The organism is Ochrobactrum sp. SFR4 (assembly GCF_019730395.1).
Lineage (GTDB): Bacteria > Pseudomonadota > Alphaproteobacteria > Rhizobiales > Rhizobiaceae > Pseudochrobactrum.
Genome location: NZ_JAAPBB010000016.1, coordinates 1 through 19,245 on the forward strand (window position 1 = coordinate 1; position 19,245 = coordinate 19,245).

Consider the following 19,245-nt stretch of genomic DNA (forward strand, 5'->3'; position numbering starts at 1 on the left):
TATTGGCGTGATGATCTCTGCTTCGCATAATCCTTATTATGATAATGGTATCAAGCTCTTTGGCCCTGACGGATATAAATTGTCAGATGCTCTGGAACTGCAGATCGAAAAGCTGATTGATGATGACATGAGCGCGCATATGAGCAGCCATGGCGAAATTGGCCGAGCGAAACGCGTTGACGGTGATATTTATCGCTATATCGAATTTGCCAAGCGCACCATGCCACGTCATTTGTCGCTTAACGGCCTGCGCATTGTTGTCGATTGCGCCAATGGTGCAGCCTATAAAGTGGCGCCGGCTGCTTTGTGGGAACTCGGTGCCGAAGTCATCACCATTAATAATACGCCAAACGGTACCAATATTAATGAGGATTGCGGCTCAACCCATCCGGAAGGTCTGATCCGTAAAGTTCATGAAACCCGCGCCGATGTTGGTATTGCCCTTGATGGTGATGCGGACCGTGTGCTGATGGTTGATGAAAACGGCACAATCATTGACGGCGATCAGCTGATGGCTGTGATTGCGGAAAGCTGGTCAAAGAGCGGACGTCTGGTTGGCGGTGGTATTGTTGCAACCATCATGTCCAATCTCGGACTTGAGCGTTTCCTGCAGGATCAGGGATTATCTCTTGCCCGTACTAAAGTTGGTGATCGCTATGTTGTTGAACATATGCGTGAGAATGGTTTCAATGTCGGTGGCGAACAGTCCGGCCATATTGTGTTGTCTGAATTTGGTACAACCGGTGACGGATTGATCTCTGCGCTGCAAATCCTTGCTGTTATGCAGGAGCAGGGGCGTCCGCTGAGCGAGGTTTGCCGCAAATTCCAGCCTGTACCGCAGATTCTCAAAAATATCCGCGTTGCCGGCGGGAAACTGCTTGAGAATAAAACGGTCGTTCAGGCGATTGAAGAAGGCAAGAATGTTTTGGGTAGCGGCGGCCGTGTTGTAATCCGCCCGTCAGGCACAGAACCTCTGATCCGTGTGATGGCTGAGGGGGATGACCACAAGCTGGTTGAAACTGTTGTCGATGATATTATCACATCGATCAGAACTGCAGCAAAGTAACAGGTCTCTTTACGAATTTGTGCCTGTGTTCATCTTTGGCAATCTATATCGCTTATCAATAAAATTGAATATTTTCAACGCAAAGAGGGGCATTTTCTGCCCCTCTTTTTTATATATTTATATGCGTAATTATTAATAAATATCGTGAATAAACAAGGTTAAGTAGCATTTAACCTTTCCGAATTATGGTGATGTCAGAGAATAGTCGTCCCGGTGCTACATGGCCGTGGAAATGCGATAGGACATGCTATGATGAACTTAAAGAATTTGCTTATCGCCGGTGTTGCAGGGCTGACAATAGCGGGCTCTGTTTCCTCGGTCTTTGCAGCAGATATCGTGGATATCCCTGAACCTATCATTCCGGAAGTGGTGGTTCCGCCTGCGCCGGTTGGCGGCTGGTATCTGCGTGGTGATATCGGTTATGCCGGTGCTAAATTCAAAGGTGCCAATTATACTACGATTGATAGTAATTGCGGTACTTGCGGTGGCGGCAGCCCAACCTTTGGCGAGAACTCACTTGATGGTAAGCTGAAGGGCTCATTCCTGCTTGGTGGTGGTGTCGGTTATCAGGTAACAGATTACTTCCGTACCGATCTGACTGTCGATTATCTGACCCGCGCGAAGTTTAGCGGCTCAACAAGCGGCGTGTGCAGCAATGATGCAGGTTATTTTGCTTGTGCCTCTAATGATACCGCGAAAATGTCGGCGCTTTCCATTCTGGCCAATGCCTATATTGATCTGGGTAACTTCAACGGCTTCACGCCTTATGTCGGTGCCGGTATCGGTGGTACACGCATTAAATGGGGTGACCTGACCAATACGATTGACCCGGGCTTTTATCAGTCGGGCTCGACTGTTCATTCCGGTTCTGCAAGCTGGCGCTTTACCTGGGCTCTGATGGCTGGTCTTTCCTATGATCTGACCCAGAGCCTGAAGCTGGATGCCGGTTATCGTTTCCGCCGCATTGAAGGTGGCGAAATGTTTGGTGCAACTAAGGATATCGGCCGCGGCTTTGATCGCAGCTTTGATATTCACGATGTACGCGTCGGTCTGCGCTACCAGTTTGGCGGTTATAGTAGTCCGGTCGCTTATAGTGATGTGACAACACCGGTTTATAAATAAGTGAGTTTGTACTGCACCTGAAAAGGCGCAGTACGGTTCATACTCATATTATCATTCAATATTTCAGTCTCATGTGAGGCGGAAAACAGAATTACAGGATGCAGATGATGAAAAAATCTTCATTCGCATCATTGCGCAAAGCAGTGATTGCAGTTTTCGCACTATCAGCTGCAACCGGATTGGCGCAGGCTGCCGATCTCGATCAGGTTCTCTATGCCTCTCCTGTTGAACAGGAAGTTTATAAACCCGTGGAAATCGGTTCAGGCTGGTATCTGCGCGGGGATATTGCCTATGTACCGTCTGATAATGTTAAAGCCCGTTTGAAAGGCTATAACCTGTTAGGTGAAGGACGTGGCGACACGAAAGCGACAGCTGCCTATAGCGGTGGTATCGGCTATCAGTTTACCGATAATATTCGCGGTGATGTGACCGTGGGTTATCGCAAGATGAAAGTCAGTCGTGAGCCTGTGGAAGCCGGCATCTGGGATGTAATGGCAAATGCGTATTATGATATAGGCAATTTTTCAGGGGTAACACCCTATGTCGGTGCCGGTATTGGTATGGCGAAAGTCGATTACAAAGTGCAGGGTCCTGTTGGTGAATATATTAATGGCCGTGATACGACCCGTCTGCAGTGGGCGCTGATGGCCGGTGCGTCTATTGATGTGACCGAAAATGTCAAATTTGACCTTGGCTACCGTTATGCACGTATATCATCCGGCGATGCCGGAAATTGGGGTCCGCTGACGATCACAGACAATAGTCTGGAATCGCATCAGATCCGCGCCGGTCTGCGTATGACGACCTGGTGATGACCGGAGAATGTCAGTTTTATAAACGCCGTGCCTCACGAGAGGCACGGCGTTTTTGTTTTAAGGTGATACCACGGTTCTGATGCGGTGCTATTCTTTATACGGATTATAAAGGCTGTTGTCTGATGGTTGTGCGCTGTCATCGGGGGTGGAAGGTACTGCGGGCGGCGGGGAAACCGGTGTGGCGGGAGATGCAGGGCGCGCGCCGCTTCCTATGCTGACGGCAGGGCTGTTATCGGGCGTGCTTGGCCGCGCTCCTTCTCCGATGGATATCCGCGGAGGCGTATCAGAAATAGCGGGGCGTACACCGCTGCCCACAGGTACAGGCGGGGCCGTATCCGGAGCTGTTGGCCGTGCGCCTTCCCCAATTCGGACCGGAGGCGGCGTATATGGCGTATATGGTGTGACGGGGCGTATAATAGTGCGGGTATTGCGGTCTGAGACGGCGGGACGTGCGCCCTCACCAATGCGGACAGGCTCCTGTTCGCGACGGTAATACGGGCGCTCAATATAAGTTCTGCGTATTTGCCTTTCGGGTTGCACCAGCTTGTAAGTTGTCTGAGTATTGTGGCAACCATAGTAACCGCGTTGAGAGCAATCATTGTTGGATGTATAATAATATTCATCATAAAATGCAGCGCATCCGCTGATTGAGCTGCATATAAAGCTTAATTTTAATAAATTGCTAATTAGTTTTCTTAATTCAAAAGAAATTATCATAAAAATTAATCCATAATATTTAATTTATAATATGGATTGCTAAATACTATAATTAAGCAATAATTAATACACAATTTATTGGGGGGGGTATATTGTGTATTAATTATTGCGGTTCTATCAGGCAGGTATTGCTTTGCTTAACAAGCGGCCAGTTGGGTCAGATGCGCGCTCATGTCTGTCGCTTCGCCTGCGGCATTGATCGTGTCGAAATAATCATGCCAGCCGGTAGCTGCAATCGCTTCGAGTAATGCCGTAACAGCTGCTTTGTCGCTGAATTTCCAGATGGCAAAAAATTGCTGCTGAGCTGGGTGCAGCTGTGAAGGATCGGTTTGGCCGAAAGCCAGCGGTTCAATGCCGAATTCAGACAGGCTGCCCATGCCCGCGCCAATGGTGGCAAAGAAAGCCTGTTTTTCTTCTTTTGGCAAAGCAATCCATGCGGCTTTAGGGCTGTATAATTCTGCAAGATAGTGGGTCATATCAGTCTCATGTCACGGGAGGATTATTTATTGATTGTTCGCAAAGCGCGTTTGCAGATGCGGGCGGTAGAAGGTGATGTGCTCTCCTGAAGCCAGCGGTCGCAAAGCGTGCGTACCCAATCGGGGGTGGTCTTGGACGCATCATTGAGCCAGTTGGCGACAGAATCCTGCACATAGATTTCCGGATCGCTGCGTAATGCCTCAAGAATAGGGAGTGCCAGTTCCGGTTCAGTTTTTAGCAGGTTGAAATGGGCGCACCATACACCACGCGGGCGGACAGCCTCACAGGCATAGCGCCGGATTTTATAGGACGGATCATTCGTCCATGGCTGTAACAGGCTGAAACTCAATTCCGGTTGCGCAATTAAATCGCCGCGCATGGCCAGCCAAGCCCATTCGCGCACACCAAAATGATGATCATCAGCAAGGGGGCGGATCAGTTCCAGCTTTTCTGGTAAGGTAAGATGCTGTTGCTGAGCGATGAAATAACAGGCCCAGCCACGGATCGTGTCGGACGAATGGCTATTCAAATCGCTCAGTCGGATAGTGCCGTGAGCGTGCAACAGTTCTGCGGCCTGCGCCATGCGTGCCGTGATGCCCGCTGAGGAGCCATCGAGTTGTTGATGTAACTCGGACGGTATATCGGGAAAGGTAGCGCGTATCAGCAGTGCAAAATCAATGGCAAGGCATTCAGTCAGCACAGTGGTTTCAGCTGTGCCGTTGTTCAGTTCCGCCAGCCGCTCCGGTGTGATATCACTCATGCGCCGCACAGATTTAACGGGTGCCTTTGCCATTGTTTATATCTTTCTGTGCCGTGGTCCAGATTTTGGCGAGCAGGGTGCTGAGAAGTTGTTTTTCCTGACTATCCAGCGGTGCCATCAGTGAAGAAATCCATTGTGTATGATTGCTCACCAGTGATGCAGCTGTTTCCGCACCTTTGTCTGTCAGGGTGATCAGAATTGAGCGGCGATCTGTCTGGCTGTGATTCCTCAGGATGAAGCCATCACGCTCCAAACCATCGAGCAGACCTGTCAGAGTAGCGCGGGTGATGCCTGCGCGATCTGCCAAAAGATGCGGCGCCAACCCCGCGGGTTCGTTTTGCAGCAAGAATAAAATCACAAAACGGCTCTCGGAGAGCTGATAAGGTGCCAGCCGTTGAGCACAACTCAGATCAATCATTCTCGCCGCGCTCAGCAGTTCAAAGCACAGGCGCATATTCTGATAATGGCTGTTTTCCGGCGTTTCCGCGCCCAAAAGGGCGTGATGTTTCATTTCTAAAATATCCATACGTCTACATATAGTATGGCGCCTAATTAATTGTCAAGATTGAAGCCGATGATGTAATTTTGTCGCAGATGATAAATTCTATGACGGTTTCGTTTTTGCCCCACTTGCGCGCTGTGCGGCTTTTATATAGCTTCGTCAGTGGGCCACTTCTCCCCAACGGGAAGCGTGCTATCTGAAAGGGTAGATACAAAATGACGACTTTTCCAAAGCCAGACATCCGTCCGGCTAATGCACAATTTTCTTCAGGTCCTTGCACCAAACGTCCAGGATGGACATTGGAGGCGCTGGCAGATGCACCGCTCGGACGGTCGCACCGCGCTAAACTCGGCAAGACAAAGCTTAAAGAAGCGATTGACCTGACCCGTGAAATTCTACAAGTTCCAGCAGATTACCGCATCGGCATCGTGCCGGCATCGGATACCGGTGCCGTTGAAATGGCTTTGTGGTCTCTGCTTGGCGAGCGCGGCGTTGATATGGTCGCGTGGGAAAGCTTCGGTGCCGGTTGGGTTACCGATGTTGTAAAACAGCTTCAGTTGCATGATGTCCGCACATTTGACGCGCCTTATGGTGAAATCGTTGATTTCGCTCAGGTGGATTTTGACCGCGATGTGATTTTCACATGGAACGGCACCACATCCGGCGTTCGTGTGCCGAATGCAGATTTCATTCCGGCAGATCGTAAAGGTCTGACTATTTGCGATGCAACCTCTTCTGCTTTTGCGCAGGATATGGATTACAGCAAACTCGATGTCGTTACTTTCTCATGGCAGAAAGTACTCGGCGGTGAGGGCGCACATGGTATGCTGATCCTTTCCCCGCGCGCAGTTGAGCGCCTTGAAAGCTATAAGCCTGCATGGCCGCTGCCGAAAATCTTCCGCATGACCAAAGGCGGCAAGCTGATTGAAGGTATCTTCACCGGCGAAACCATCAACACGCCTTCGATGCTCTGCGTTGAGGACTATCTGGATGCGCTGAAATGGGCGCAGTCGATTGGTGGTCTTCAGGGTCTGATGGCGCGTGCGAATAAGAATTTTGCCGTGCTGAATGACTTTGTTGAAAAGAGCGACTGGCTTGCCAATCTGGCCGTAGTGCCGGAAACCCGCTCTAACACCTCTGTTTGCCTGTCGATCAAAGATGCACAGGTTGCAGCTTTGCCGGCTGATGCACAGGCTGCTTTTGCCAAAGCGATTGTGACGCAACTGGAAAAAGAAGGCGTTGCCTTTGATATCGGTGCCTATCGTGATGCTCCGTCGGGTCTGCGTATCTGGACCGGTGCAACCGTAGAGGCATCAGACTTGCAGGCATTGCTGCCATGGCTCGACTGGGCATTTCAGACACAAAAAGCGCAGCTTTCCTAAGATCAGTCATACGGCCGCAAGGCTATGAGAATTGTTAGAGCGTGATGCTTTTAGCTGAATAGTGATCCCGCTCTAATTTTTTGTTTGCGCATGATCTTATCCGAAAACCGGTTTTCACTTTTCGGGATCATGCTGAGTACCAGCTGCAACTGTGTTGGGACGGTTGCGGCACCACCCTTATTTTCTGCTATCACACAATTACGGAGGCCGTTATGGCACCTCGCGTTCTCGTTTCGGATAAATTATCGCCAACCGCAGTGCAGATCTTCAAAGATCGCGGCGTTGAAGTGGATTATTTGCCGGATCTCGGAAAAGACAAAGAAAAACTGCTCGAAGTTATCGGTCAATATGATGGTCTGGCGATCCGTTCCGCCACCAAAGTTACTGATAAGCTGATCGCAGCAGCAAAAAACCTTAAAGTGGTTGGCCGCGCCGGTATCGGTGTGGACAATGTGGATATTCCTGCTGCCTCGCGTCGCGGTATCATCGTGATGAATACACCTTTCGGTAATTCGATTACCACTGCGGAACATGCGATTGCGCTGATGTTTGCTGTTGCCCGCCAACTGCCGGAAGCGGATCAGTCAACCCGCGCCGGTAAGTGGGAGAAGAACCGTTTCATGGGTGTGGAAATCACCGGCAAGACACTCGGTGTCATCGGTTGCGGTAATATCGGTTCGATTGTTGCGACCCGCGCCATTGGTCTGAAAATGCATGTGGTGGCTTTCGACCCGTTTCTTTCGGAAGGCCGTGCGGAGGAACTGGGCGTTGAGAAAGTCGAACTTGACGATCTGCTTGCCCGCGCTGATTTCATCAGCCTGCATACACCGATGACCGACAAGACCCGCAATATCATCAATGCTGAAAACATCGCCAAGATGAAAGACGGTGTGCGTATCATCAATTGTGCCCGTGGCGGTCTGATTGTTGAAGCCGATCTGGTTGCAGCTCTGAGGTCAGGCAAGGTTGCCGGTGCCGGTATTGACGTATTTGAAGTTGAACCGGCAACAGAATCCGAATTGTTCAATCTGCCGAATGTGGTTTGCACGCCGCATCTTGGTGCTTCCACCTCTGAAGCGCAGGAAAATGTGGCGCTGCAGGTTGCCGAGCAGATGGCGGACTATCTGATCAAGGGCGCTGTCACCAATGCGATCAATATGCCTTCGATCACTGCAGAAGAAGCACCGCGCCTCAAACCGTTTGTAAAACTGGCTGAAGTTCTGGGTGCCTTTATCGGTCAGGTGACGGACGAGCCTATTCAGGAAGTGGAAATCCTGTTTGACGGTTCCACCGCAGCTATGAATACCCGTGCACTGATGAGTGCTGCACTGGCCGGTCTGATCCGTCCGCAGGTTTCCGATGTCAACATGGTATCGGCACCGGTCATGGTGAAAGAACGCGGTATTATCGTATCAGAAGTGAAGCGCGATAAATCCGGCGTGTTCGACGGTTACATCAAGATCACTGTGCGCACGACAACCCGCACACGCTCAATTGCCGGTACCTGCTTCTCCGATGGTAAACCGCGCTTTATCCAGATCAAGGGTATTAATCTGGATGCGGAAGTTGGTCAGCACATGCTCTACACGACCAATAATGACACGCCGGGCATGATCGGCTGGCTGGGTACGGTTTGCGGTAATCACGGTGTGAATATTGCAAACTTCTCGCTTGGTCGTGAGCGCATGGGCGGCGATGCTATTGCGCTTCTCTATCTGGATGAGCGTATTCCGGATGCGGTTCTTGATGTGTTGCGTGCCAATGAAGCCATTGTACAGGCGCGTCCGCTGGTCTTTGATATTGCTGCGGATTGATTAAGGCATTAAGCCTGATTATCTAAAATGAATAGGCATCCCGGAAAGCGTTTTGTGCTTTTCGGGATGTGCTTTATCAACTGACGGGAAATTGACAAGACATTCCGTCATATGAATAAAGGCAATGATTATGTCTGAGAATAAAGCGCCGCTGACTGCTGACTGGCGGCTGATGCAGCCGTCAGATCTGGCGGAAGTCTATGATATGAGTTGTGTCGTGCATCCGGATTTTCCGGAAGATGCAGCCATTTATAAAGATCGCCTTGAAGTGTTTGCTGCCGGTGCGTTTGTGTTGCAGGGCGATAAACAGCTGTTTGGTTATAGTTTCAGCCATCCGTGGGTGCGTTTTTCCGCACCGGCGCTGAACACGCTTTTACATCAGGTGCCGGAAGGCGCAGACAGTTTCTATATGCATGATGTGGCATTGCTGCCGCAGGCACGTGCATTCGGTGCCGCACGCAAACTGGTGGCACTGCTCGTGGAGACTGCTGTAGCGCATGGTTTCGACTCACTGTCGCTGGTGGCCGTGAACGGGTCGCAGCCCTATTGGGAAAAACAGGGATTCTCCGTGCAGGATGTGCCGCATTTGCAGGAAAAACTGCTCAGTTACTCTGAAGATGCACGGTTTATGATGCGCAATCTGGTAAAATAAGCCAGTTTTTGCAGGATGAGGTGCGATTTCCGGCAATCGGGAGTCGCACTTTTTGTTGTGACGCTGTATAGAAGCTCACGTTCTGTAAAAAACACGGGCTTGCATAAGCACGTGTTTTAGAAAGAGCGGGCCTAAAGCGGCATGTGTCACAGGCTCGATTCAAATTCCAAACAAGCTGTACATTCTGTACTGAGGAGTTTTCTTCATGGCTAATGTGATCGTCGTCGGCTCGCAATGGGGCGACGAAGGTAAAGGTAAGATCGTTGACTGGTTGTCGGAGCGCGCTGATGTAATCGTGCGCTATCAGGGCGGCCACAATGCCGGTCATACTCTGGTGATTGACGGTGTAAGCTACAAGCTGGCGCTGCTTCCTTCCGGCCTCGTACGCGGCAAACTTTCCGTTATTGGTAACGGCGTTGTCGTCGACCCGCATCATTTCGTGACAGAAGTTGAAAAGCTGCGCGCACAGGGTGTTGAAGTAACCCCTGAAGTTCTGCGCATTGCTGAAAATGCTCCTCTGATCCTGTCTCTGCACCGTGAGCTGGACGCGATCCGTGAAGACGGTTCTGCCGGTCTGAAAATCGGTACTACCAAGCGTGGTATCGGCCCTGCATACGAAGATAAGGTTGGCCGTCGTGCCATCCGTGTGATCGATCTGGCTGAGCCGGAAAGCCTGCGTCCGAAAATCGAACGCCTGCTGACCCACCATAATGCGCTGCGTCGCGGTATGGGACTGGCTGAAATTTCCGTTGATACTATTCATAATGAGCTGATCGAAGTCGCTGACAAGATCCTGCCTTATGTTGATCAGGTCTGGAAGATTCTGGATGACAAGCGCAAAGCCGGCGCCCGTATTCTGTTTGAAGGCGCGCAGGGTGCGCTGCTTGATAACGATCACGGTACTTACCCGTTTGTAACTTCGTCCAACACAGTTGCCGGTCAGGCAGCGGCCGGTTCGGGGCTCGGTCCGACAGCAATCGGTTATGTGCTCGGTATTACCAAAGCTTACACCACCCGCGTTGGTGAAGGCCCGTTCCCTTGCGAACTGGATGATGCAATCGGTGAACATCTCTCGACCGTTGGTCGTGAAGTTGGTGTTAATACCGGTCGTTCCCGTCGTTGCGGCTGGTTTGATGCGGTTCTGGTAAAACAGACTGTGCGCACCTCCGGTATTACCGGTATTGCACTGACCAAGCTGGACGTTCTTGACGGTCTGGACGAGATCAAAGTTTGCGTGGCCTATGAGCTGGACGGCAAGCGTATTGATTATCTGCCGGCCTCAATGGATGCACAGGCACGCGTCAAGCCGATCTATGAAACACTGGAAGGCTGGAAAGACACTACTGCCGGTGCCCGTTCGTGGAACGAACTGCCTGCACAGGCTGTGAAATATGTTCGTTATATTGAAGAGCTGATCGGTACGCCGGTTTCCATGCTTTCCACCAGCCCTGAGCGTGACGATACAATTCTGGTAACAGATCCGTTTCAGGACTAAAATTTCTGAAATCATGTGATTTGAAAAGGCGGGATTTCGATCCCGCCTTTTTTGCTTTTTATGCCCCTTGATTGCACAGACAGAGTGTTCCATCTTGCAGGCAGGGACAATTTCAGGGAGACAGAACTGCTTTTAACGATAATTTATCGTTTATGTTCGTCTGTAAGGTGTTGAATTCCACAGTAAACTTTGCATTCGTTAAGACTTATGTTTAATAAAACATTCGGATTTCATCTGATTTTCCCGTGAATATGATGTCCGGACATTGTAAAGCATGTGTCAGACAGCAGATTTAGAGCATTTCACAGTCAAGTTGGATCAACTTACGCCCGTGATAATGCGACAAACTAAAGAATCTAGAGCGAGCGCCGTGATCCAATCTGGACGTAAACCGCTCTAGTCGTCAGCAACGGATTTGGAAGAGTATGGCAGATTTCGCAGCGGTACTGAAAAAGACAATTGATGCTCAGGCTGAGCCCGATCAGGCGCTCCGTCAGCGTGTCTATGCGAAGGCCCGTTCCACGATTGAGCAGAAGCTTGCGGCTGCGAACGCGCCGGAGGCGGTTGCCCAGCGTCAGCGCCAGATGCTTGAAGCAGCGATTGAAGAGGTTGAGACCGATTATCGTGCGGCTGAACGTGCGGCTGAAGAAGCTGCGCAACCGGAGCAAGCCACGGACCCGCTGGAAGATTTCCTGAAAGCGGTTCAGGAAGCCGGCGTTGCTGATGAACAAAATGCAGAACCGTCTGTTTTGCCGGATGATCCGCATGACAATACAATGCATGGTACTACACAGGACGACTGGCAAAATGACCGTGATGATACATCCGGTTTTGCAGAACGTTCCTCTTATAATGATTATGATGAAGAACCGCGCAGCCGCCGCTCCAAAGGCTTGATTGGCGGACTGATTGCGGTTTTGCTGCTCGGCGGCGCAGGTTATGCAGGCTGGACCTATCAGGATCAGATCAAAGATTATGTTTCTTCGCTCACAGCCGGTTCAACGGATGGCGGAGAAGGTACGGATGAAGGCGAAGATTCCGGCGATGAAACAGGAAGCGGAACAACTACACCGCCGGACACAACACCGCCTGCAACTAACAATGACAGCGGTAATGCTGATAGTGGTACAACACCTAACAACACGACTCCGGCACAGACCAAACCTGAGGGCGAGCAGAAACTGACTCAGCGTTTGCTGCCGGATGGCAGTGAAGTGGATGCAGGAACTTCCGGTGACAAGCCGACAGTCGGCGAGGGAACGTCCAATGCACCGGTGACAGGTACTGCACCGGCAACCAATGGTCAGCCTGCGAATAACACGAATACACCGGCGCAGACTATTCCGGTAGGACAACCGGCTTTCTTCTATGAAGAACAGCGCGGTGGTGAAACATCGGCTGCAATCAAGGGTAATGTTGTCTGGTCAGTGGTACAGGATTCACCGGGCGAAGGTGTACCGGATGAACCGGCAATCCGTGCGGATGTCAGCTATCCGGACAGAAAAATCAATCTGCGCATGACCCTGCGCCGCAATGCGGATCAGTCAATACCTGCAAGCCATCTGATCGAGATGATCTATACAGTGCCGGATGATTTCGACGGCGGTGTGATTGAGAATGTGCAGCGTGTAACTTTCAAGGATTCCGAACAGGCAGCAGGTAATCCGCTGGCGGCTATTCCGATGAAGATCGCGGACAATTTCTTCCTTGTGGCGCTGAATGATGCGCGTACAGCTGTTGATATGAACCTGTCGCTGATGCGTCGTCAGCAATGGATTGATATTCCGATCACCTATCGCAATGGCCGTCGTGCGCTGATCAGTATCGAAAAAGGCGTGCCGGGTGATAAGGTTTTTGATGAAGTGCTGAAAAGCTGGGGTAGTGCATCACCGGCGGCAAACTAAACCAGAGCGTGTAGCGTTTAATCGCATCTACGGCGTTCGCTCTGGATTCTTTTAATTGTCGTATGTCGCAAACGCTAAATGATCTCATTTAGTTGCGACATGTTTTAGAGCGCCGTGCGCCCTGTTGGGTGAACAAAAAGGTTGCTCTAGTCTATGTCTAATAAAAAAACCGCCCTGTGCATCATGCGCAGGGCGGTTTTGTTATGTCTGATTGCCGGGCTGTAATGCAGCCTGAGCGGAGGCCATGACGGCCTCCTGTACTTTTTCAAAAGCGCGGACCTCAATTTGACGGACCCGTTCACGGCTGATGCCGAATTCGGTCGACAAATCTTCAAGCGTGACCGGTTCTTCTGCCAGACGGCGGGCTTCAAAAATCCGGCGTTCGCGGTCATTGAGCTTGGACATTGCTGTTTCAAGCATGGTGCGGCGGCTTTTCAGCTCGTCTTCATCAATCAGAATCTGTTCCTGGGATGCGCTGTCATCCACCAGCCAGTCCTGCCATTCACCGCTTTCACCTTCCGATGCGCGGATCGGTGCGTTGAGTGATGCGTCACCGCTCATACGGCGGTTCATGGATACGACTTCTTCCTCAGAAACGCTCAGGCGGTGAGCGATTTCTTTCACCTGTTCAGGGTTCAGATCGCCGTCATCCAGCGCCTGAATCTTATTCTTAGCCTTACGCAGGTTAAAGAACAGACGCTTCTGGTTTGCGGTGGTGCCCATTTTGACAAGGCTCCATGACCGCAACACATATTCCTGAATCGAGGCTTTGATCCACCACATTGCATAGGTCGCCAGACGGAAACCGCGTTCCGGTTCAAAGCGTTTGACAGCCTGCATCAGGCCGACATTGCCTTCAGAGATCACTTCGCCGATCGGCAGGCCGTAGCCGCGATACCCCATGGCAATCTTGGCCACGAGACGCAGATGGCTGGTAACAAGTTTATGGGCAGCTTCCGGATCAGCATGCTCGCTATAGCGTTTGGCAAGCATATATTCTTCCTGAGGCTGAAGCATCGGAAAACGGCGGATTTCATCGAGATATCGTGTCAGACCACCATCACCTGCGGTGATAGCCGGTAAAGTTGCACGGGCCATATAGCACCCTCCTTTTTGTGACAGGTTCCCATTGAGGCGAACCCGCGTCTGTATGATAACCATTTCAGACAGTTCGTCGCATAAAGTGAGTATATAGGAAGAATTTAGGCGAAAACACGGTCAAAGTGACAAAACACGAGAATTTTATCAAAATGACTACAGAATTATAATTTAAAGGCGTGTTTTAATTAAGATGTTGAAAATAAATAATATTATTGCGCTGAAATGCCTGTGTGGGAAAAACAATCGGGAGCAAACATGCTGTCGCTCCCGATTATTACAATTATTTAATATGGCGGACAGGTTTTAATCCGCGTTAAGACCGCCATGGCGGAAGGCTTCGAGCAGAATCTGCATATCTTCCGGCATGTCAGCCGTGAATTCCATAAATTCACCGGTCATCGGATGTTCAAAAGCCAGCAACCGTGCATGCAGTGCCTGCCGGTGGAAATTATTGACTGTTTCTTTCAGCTCATCGGTCAGGCGGTTTGCTTTGGTTTTATAGGCGCCGCCATATTCATTGTCGCCGATCAGCGGATGGCCGATATGTGCCATATGCACACGGATCTGATGGGTACGTCCGGTTTCAAGACGACATTCGACCAGAGAAGCGAGTGCCGTTGCATCGCTGTTTTCACCGAAACGCTCTTCAATTGTATAATGAGTGATGGCATAGCGCGCGTCTTCACGGTCTTCGCGCACCACTGCCTGTTTGGTGCGGTCACGATGTGAACGGCCAAGATGGGCATCGATGGTACCGCTCGGGCGCTCAGGCATACCCCAGACCAATGCCATATAGGCACGTTCCAGCATGCCGTTACGTCCGTGATCAGCAAATTGTGCACTCAGGTTTTGGTGCGCCTTGTCATGTTTGGCAATAACCAGCACGCCGGATGTGTCTTTATCGAGCCGGTGAACAATACCAGGACGTTTGACGCCGCCGATACCGGAGAGGCTGTCACCGCAATGATGTATCAAAGCGTTAACCAAAGTTCCGGTCCAGTTGCCATTTCCCGGGTGTACAACCAGTCCGGCAGGCTTGTTGACCACAATTATGTCATTATCTTCATAAAGGAGATCAAGAGGAATGTCTTCCGGCTGTGGTTCAGCGGGTTCGGCTTCCGGAATGTGCAGTACAATCGTTGAACCTTCACGCAATTTGTGCTTAGGCTCACTCACAGTCCGGTTGTCTACCTGTACATGGCCGGCACTTATGAGTGATTGGATGCGATTTCGTGAAAGATCAGGCGTGAGTTGAGAAGCAAGCCACTGATCCAGCCGCTTCCCTGCGGCATTTGCGTCGGCAATTAGCTCTTTCAATCGTCTCTTCCCTTCGTTATCACGCCTCGCGATATCAATAATCGGAGACCTTAATGCAGGACCACTATTATCAAGAGCACCCGGAACAGCAGCAATATGCTGCTCAGACATATCAGGAGCCTCAACTCGATCCGGCTATGGAACGTGTGCGTCGTAAAATGGTTCGCCTGCTGATTATATCAATCGCCATCATGGTGATAGGTCTTATGGCGGTGCTGGCTGCAGTTGTCTATAAAATCAACAAGGCTCCCGATACAGCAGAAACTGAAACAGCTCAATCGGATATTCCTGGTCAGGCTCCGAAAACAGATGCTCAGGCGCAGAATGCCGAAGGCAAAACTGCCGAGTCACTGCCAATGGTTGAATCCCAGCTGGAACTGGCTCCGGGGACACGTCTCCTGTCACAGAGCCTTTCGGGGAATCTTGTATCGCTTGAGACCCTGCTGCCGGATGGTGGTACCGAGATCATGATTTATGACTACCGCCAGTCGCGTTTTGTCGGACGTATGCGTCTCGGTAATCTCGAATAGTTTTCTTTTTGACAGAGCAGCTCCGCATCCGGTCAGTACCGGTGCGGAGCTTTTTGTTGTCTGCAAATTTTTCACCGGGCATATAAGTGCGGGATAAACTATTGCACAACAACAGTCTGGCCGGATCAGGGCTTTGCCTGACCAATATTCATTTATAAGTTGCACATCAGAGATTCTTCATTCCGGCTGGTTTGACGAGTGTTACAAGTTTTGTAAAAGTGACATCTGAAATCGTCACGGTTCAGTTCCGCTGATGGTGCAGACATAGTTATGCGTGTTTCACCCGCAATTGCGCTTGGCAGTGTGTTTAAGGCACAATGTCAGGTTCTATGGGGATTTTAATAATGAAAAATGATTATGAAAAACAGCTTCGTGATGCGGGTGTGCGGATTACACGCCCCAGACGGGTTATTCTGGATATCCTGTCGCAGACGGACGGGCATCCGGATGCGCTGGAAATTTTCAAGCGGGCTGTTGAAGTGGATAACAGTATTTCATTATCGACTGTCTACCGGACCATGAAACTGCTGGAAGAGCAGGGGGCTATTCACCGTCATGCCTTTGACGGCGGGCCGTCGCGTTTCGAGCAGGCAGGCAATCAGCATCACGACCATCTCATTGATATGGAAACCGGTGATGTGATTGAATTTCATTCGGAAATGATTGAAAAATTACAGGAAGAAATAGCCCGCTCGCTGGGTTATGAAATTATCCACCATCGTTTTGAACTCTATGGGCGAAAGCTCAAAAAATAAATTCCTGCGCATTTCAAAATTTATTTTTAAATAATGCAGTTTCATGTGAAACTTATTGCCAGGACAGGCGTTATGAACTTTGTGAAAGGCTGACCTTCCGCCCCCTCACAGTTCGGCCTTTCACCGACCGCGGGTACGCCCCCTAATCCCCGGTCCGCGCGCTCACGGAGCTCCTGTTCCGGAGCGCGCTATTTTTTATCTCATTCTAAGAAAATTATGCTCTGTTTTTAAAGTGTTAGAGCGAGCTTTGTGCGCCCAACGGGGCGCCCGGCGCTCTGATGCAGCAGATTTAATACTGCGCAATCTCTCAACTGCAGGGTATTTCCGGCGAGCTTAAAAATCAAAATTCCGGTGGGGAATGCGCAGATAATATTCTACGCTCTTGTCTTCAATTCTGTAGCAGGCAGTACCGCTAACAGCCTGAGGAACGATCCGCAGTAAAACTGCGCTGCCGAAGCGGGATGTTTCATAGGATTTTATTTTAAGGTCTGATGCTTCATCACGGATATGGTTTTCTGCAGATAATATATCCGGCGGGCGGCCTGACACATTGTCTTCTGTTGCAGGACTTGTTTCCTTCCAGTGAATAATCAGATCCATCTCGCCTTCACCGTCAGGCTCCAGCTCTGCTGAAATTGTCAGATTACCGTTTTCGCAGGCCAATGCCCCATAAGAAGCGGAATTGACAATCAATTCGTGGAAAGCAAGGCCAACATGCAATGCGGCTCCGGGGAAAAGATAAACATCTTTACCGGTAATTGTCAGGCGCGGGTCTTTGGGGTGGATATATTTTTCCAGCTGTGAATGCAGCAATTCCCGAAAGGCTGCACCATGCCAGTTGGAATCCGTTACCAGATCCTGCGAATTGGAAAGGGAATAGAGGCGGCCGCGGAATTTTTGCAAGAACTGATCCACCGAGCCGGAGAACCGTGCTGTCTGCATGGCGATACTCTGAATGATGGCCAGCAGATTTTTTGAGCGGTGGCTGACTTCGCGCAACAATATTTTGAGAACCTGTTCGCGGTGTTTCAGCTCGCTTATTTCAACAGCAGTGGTGACAATGCCGATAGTTTCTCCGCTTTCATCCTTATCTGAATCGATGAAGAACTCGTACCAGCGGGGATTTTTCTTGTCGGGAAAAGAAATTTCCAGACGTTGGGCATCACCGGTTGCAAGCAGCTGATCTTTGGCTGTTGTCAGTCTGGCTGCTATGTCTTTGGGCATCAGGTCATTTTCGCTGATGCCCGTACGCCATGGCAAAAGCCAGAACTCCGGCAGATTTTCCACCCAAGTATAATTCATATCCGTGGTCTGATAGAAAACCGAAACATTACTGTTTCTTATGGCTCGCAACATAGAGCGCAACCGGATCTGAGCGGCGCTGCTATATCCTGAAACGGGCGAAGTAGGAGCCATAGTTTGTGCTTTCTGTACTTAAAACCGGCAAAAACTGCGGTACAGAACTGCTCCGCACAAGACAGGTTCGGGACGCATCGCCGGCGTCCCGTTCAGATGTTTTCGGATCGGATTGCTTTGCAGCATTTATGCTTTCCTTATAATGCTGGCGATCAGTGACAGCAGCAGTAAACCGAGGAAAATAAAGAACAGAATTTGCGCTATGCCTGTTGATGCACCGGCAATACCACCAAAGCCCAATGCACCGGCAATAATGGCAATAATCAGAAAAACAACAGCATAATATAACATGTCAACCTCCTCTTGCAGGCAGGCAAGGAATTGCCCGCCTTATGGAATGACCAGATTTTTGAAGGTCATTGCATGTTAAAATAACGTCTGTTGCGGGTTTTGGTTCCGGCTAAAGCCTTTCAGTTCCGTTTCCCCGTTATTCTGCTGATTATGATGCTCTTGCCAGCGAACCCTCCTCGAAGAACAGAGCCTGACTGATAAGTGCCTTCACCATATCCGGATTGAACGGTTTGGTGACAAGGAAGGTCGGTTCCGAACGTTCTCCTGTGAGAAGACGCTCGGGAAATGCAGTGATAAAGATGACCGGAATTGTATCACTTTTGAGAATATCGTTGACGGCATCGATGCCTGAACTGCCGTCTGCAAGCTGAATATCCGCCAAAACCATTGACGGTTTCTCTGCCTTATAAAGTGTCAGGGCTTCCTGATGTGTGCGCGCAATGCCCACAACTTCATGTCCAAGAGTCTCCACCATTTGCTCAATATCCATGGCAATCAGCGGTTCGTCCTCGATAATCAGAATGCGGGTGGCAACGTGACGGGAAATCTGCTCCGAGGCCTCTGTCAGCAAAGCTGAAAAACCGGCCTCATCTTCCTGCATGATCTCTGCGGCTTCTTTTTCGTTAAAGCCTTCAACTGAAACCAGAAGAAAAGCCTGACGCGAACGCGGTGTCAGCATTGCCAGATTATTCGCTGCCCGTTTTTCCCATGCATGCTGGGAGTCGGTTTCCGGAATTTCAACAGAAGTGCGGTCGAAAATACTGGAATAAAGACGATAGAGCGCTATTTTATCAGATGAGGCCTCGGGAAATACAGAAATATCATCGATCAGAGTTTCGAGAATTGCCGCAACATATGCATCTCCGGCTGATTGAGAGCCGGTCACGGCGCGTGAGAAACGGCGCAGATATGGCAAATGTGGTGCAATACGCGTGGACAATGACATTGAATGCTCCATTTATATGGGCTGACATGATTGCAGCCTGTTTATGGTTCTAACGGCTGACTATAAAAATTGTTCCTGTGTTTGGGAACTAATTATTCACGCCCGCATTATGACTTGGATACAGCGTCTCAATCGGGCAGGGTTTTAGTGCTTGAAACAGGGTCGCACCAAGGCCGCATCAAA

19 protein-coding genes are annotated in these 19,245 nt (G+C 50.2%); 11 read left to right on the forward strand and 8 right to left on the reverse strand.

Annotated elements, in window-relative coordinates:
* The 4 genes from glmM to HBA93_RS15310 form a co-directional block, all read left to right on the forward strand.
* Positions 1-1,066 (forward strand): phosphoglucosamine mutase (gene glmM, locus HBA93_RS15295; RefSeq protein ID WP_221723821.1); only part of this gene is annotated, 1,066 nt, incomplete at its 5' end.
* A gap of 252 nt (positions 1,067-1,318) precedes the next feature.
* Positions 1,319-2,188 carry an outer membrane protein gene (locus HBA93_RS15300; RefSeq protein WP_163026101.1) on the forward strand — a complete coding sequence of 290 codons (870 nt, stop codon included), beginning with the start codon at positions 1,319-1,321 and terminating at the stop codon, positions 2,186-2,188.
* A 107-nt stretch (positions 2,189-2,295) separates the two neighbouring features.
* On the forward strand, positions 2,296-3,000 hold the full coding sequence (locus tag HBA93_RS15305; RefSeq protein ID WP_221723822.1) for an outer membrane protein: 705 nt from the start codon (positions 2,296-2,298) through the stop codon (positions 2,998-3,000).
* 118 nt (positions 3,001-3,118) lie between these two features.
* Positions 3,119-3,496, forward strand: coding sequence for a hypothetical protein (locus HBA93_RS15310; protein WP_221723823.1), 378 nt, complete (start codon positions 3,119-3,121; stop codon positions 3,494-3,496).
* A gap of 361 nt (positions 3,497-3,857) precedes the next feature.
* On the opposite strand, the gene HBA93_RS15315 is transcribed toward HBA93_RS15310, so the two are convergent.
* Genes HBA93_RS15315 through HBA93_RS15325 form a run of 3 tightly spaced genes read right to left on the reverse strand, consistent with a single transcriptional unit; the run spans position 3,858 to position 5,468 of the window.
* Positions 3,858-4,196 (reverse strand): DUF6616 family protein, encoded by a 339-nt coding sequence (locus HBA93_RS15315; RefSeq protein ID WP_121994074.1) that lies wholly within the window; start codon positions 4,194-4,196, stop codon positions 3,858-3,860.
* Between the two features lie 23 nt (positions 4,197-4,219).
* Entirely contained in the window at positions 4,220-4,990 is a 771-nt protein-coding gene (locus HBA93_RS15320) for a DNA alkylation repair protein (protein ID WP_221723824.1), read from the reverse strand.
* Positions 4,971-5,468: a MarR family winged helix-turn-helix transcriptional regulator gene (locus tag HBA93_RS15325; RefSeq protein WP_286201969.1), complete on the reverse strand. Its 498-nt coding sequence runs from the start codon at positions 5,466-5,468 to the stop codon at positions 4,971-4,973. Before HBA93_RS15325 ends, HBA93_RS15320 begins: the two co-directional genes overlap by 20 nt.
* A gap of 206 nt (positions 5,469-5,674) precedes the next feature.
* Between HBA93_RS15325 and HBA93_RS15330 the strand changes: the two genes are divergently transcribed.
* The 5 genes from HBA93_RS15330 (at position 5,675) to HBA93_RS15350 (ending at position 12,706) form a co-directional block, all read left to right on the forward strand.
* Positions 5,675-6,841, forward strand: coding sequence for a phosphoserine transaminase (locus HBA93_RS15330; protein ID WP_221723826.1), 1,167 nt, complete (start codon positions 5,675-5,677; stop codon positions 6,839-6,841).
* 212 nt (positions 6,842-7,053) lie between these two features.
* Positions 7,054-8,655: a phosphoglycerate dehydrogenase gene (gene serA / locus HBA93_RS15335; protein ID WP_121994070.1), complete on the forward strand. Its 1,602-nt coding sequence runs from the start codon at positions 7,054-7,056 to the stop codon at positions 8,653-8,655.
* 130 nt (positions 8,656-8,785) lie between these two features.
* Entirely contained in the window at positions 8,786-9,307 is a 522-nt protein-coding gene (locus HBA93_RS15340; RefSeq protein WP_221723827.1) for a GNAT family N-acetyltransferase, read from the forward strand.
* A gap of 205 nt (positions 9,308-9,512) precedes the next feature.
* Positions 9,513-10,802: an adenylosuccinate synthase gene (locus HBA93_RS15345; RefSeq protein ID WP_221723828.1), complete on the forward strand. Its 1,290-nt coding sequence runs from the start codon at positions 9,513-9,515 to the stop codon at positions 10,800-10,802.
* A gap of 425 nt (positions 10,803-11,227) precedes the next feature.
* Positions 11,228-12,706, forward strand: coding sequence for a transcriptional regulator (locus tag HBA93_RS15350; RefSeq protein WP_221723829.1), 1,479 nt, complete (start codon positions 11,228-11,230; stop codon positions 12,704-12,706).
* A 201-nt stretch (positions 12,707-12,907) separates the two neighbouring features.
* On the opposite strand, the gene rpoH is transcribed toward HBA93_RS15350, so the two are convergent.
* A complete protein-coding gene (rpoH, locus tag HBA93_RS15355) occupies positions 12,908-13,804 on the reverse strand; it encodes an RNA polymerase sigma factor RpoH (protein ID WP_221723830.1) in 897 nt (298 codons plus the stop codon).
* A gap of 306 nt (positions 13,805-14,110) precedes the next feature.
* Complete coding sequence (locus tag HBA93_RS15360; RefSeq protein ID WP_286201970.1) at positions 14,111-15,124, reverse strand: RluA family pseudouridine synthase; 1,014 nt, start codon at positions 15,122-15,124, stop codon at positions 14,111-14,113.
* Between the two features lie 53 nt (positions 15,125-15,177).
* On the opposite strand from HBA93_RS15360, the gene HBA93_RS15365 reads away from it, so the two are divergent.
* Positions 15,178-15,654 (forward strand): hypothetical protein, encoded by a 477-nt coding sequence (locus HBA93_RS15365; protein ID WP_122092594.1) that lies wholly within the window; start codon positions 15,178-15,180, stop codon positions 15,652-15,654.
* Positions 15,655-15,983: 329 nt separating this feature from the next.
* Positions 15,984-16,409 carry a Fur family transcriptional regulator gene (locus HBA93_RS15370; RefSeq protein ID WP_028233722.1) on the forward strand — a complete coding sequence of 142 codons (426 nt, stop codon included), beginning with the start codon at positions 15,984-15,986 and terminating at the stop codon, positions 16,407-16,409.
* 333 nt (positions 16,410-16,742) lie between these two features.
* Here the strand turns inward: HBA93_RS15370 and HBA93_RS15375 are convergent, their stop codons facing one another.
* The 3 genes from HBA93_RS15375 to HBA93_RS15385 all read right to left on the reverse strand — a co-directional run bounded on the left by HBA93_RS15375 (position 16,743) and on the right by HBA93_RS15385 (position 19,062).
* Positions 16,743-17,825 carry a PAS domain-containing HWE histidine kinase family protein gene (locus tag HBA93_RS15375; protein ID WP_121994063.1) on the reverse strand — a complete coding sequence of 361 codons (1,083 nt, stop codon included), beginning with the start codon at positions 17,823-17,825 and terminating at the stop codon, positions 16,743-16,745.
* Between the two features lie 126 nt (positions 17,826-17,951).
* Positions 17,952-18,116: a DUF1328 domain-containing protein gene (locus HBA93_RS15380; RefSeq protein WP_022711298.1), complete on the reverse strand. Its 165-nt coding sequence runs from the start codon at positions 18,114-18,116 to the stop codon at positions 17,952-17,954.
* Between the two features lie 148 nt (positions 18,117-18,264).
* Complete coding sequence (locus tag HBA93_RS15385) at positions 18,265-19,062, reverse strand: response regulator (protein WP_075657367.1); 798 nt, start codon at positions 19,060-19,062, stop codon at positions 18,265-18,267.
* Positions 19,063-19,245: the final 183 nt, after the last annotated feature.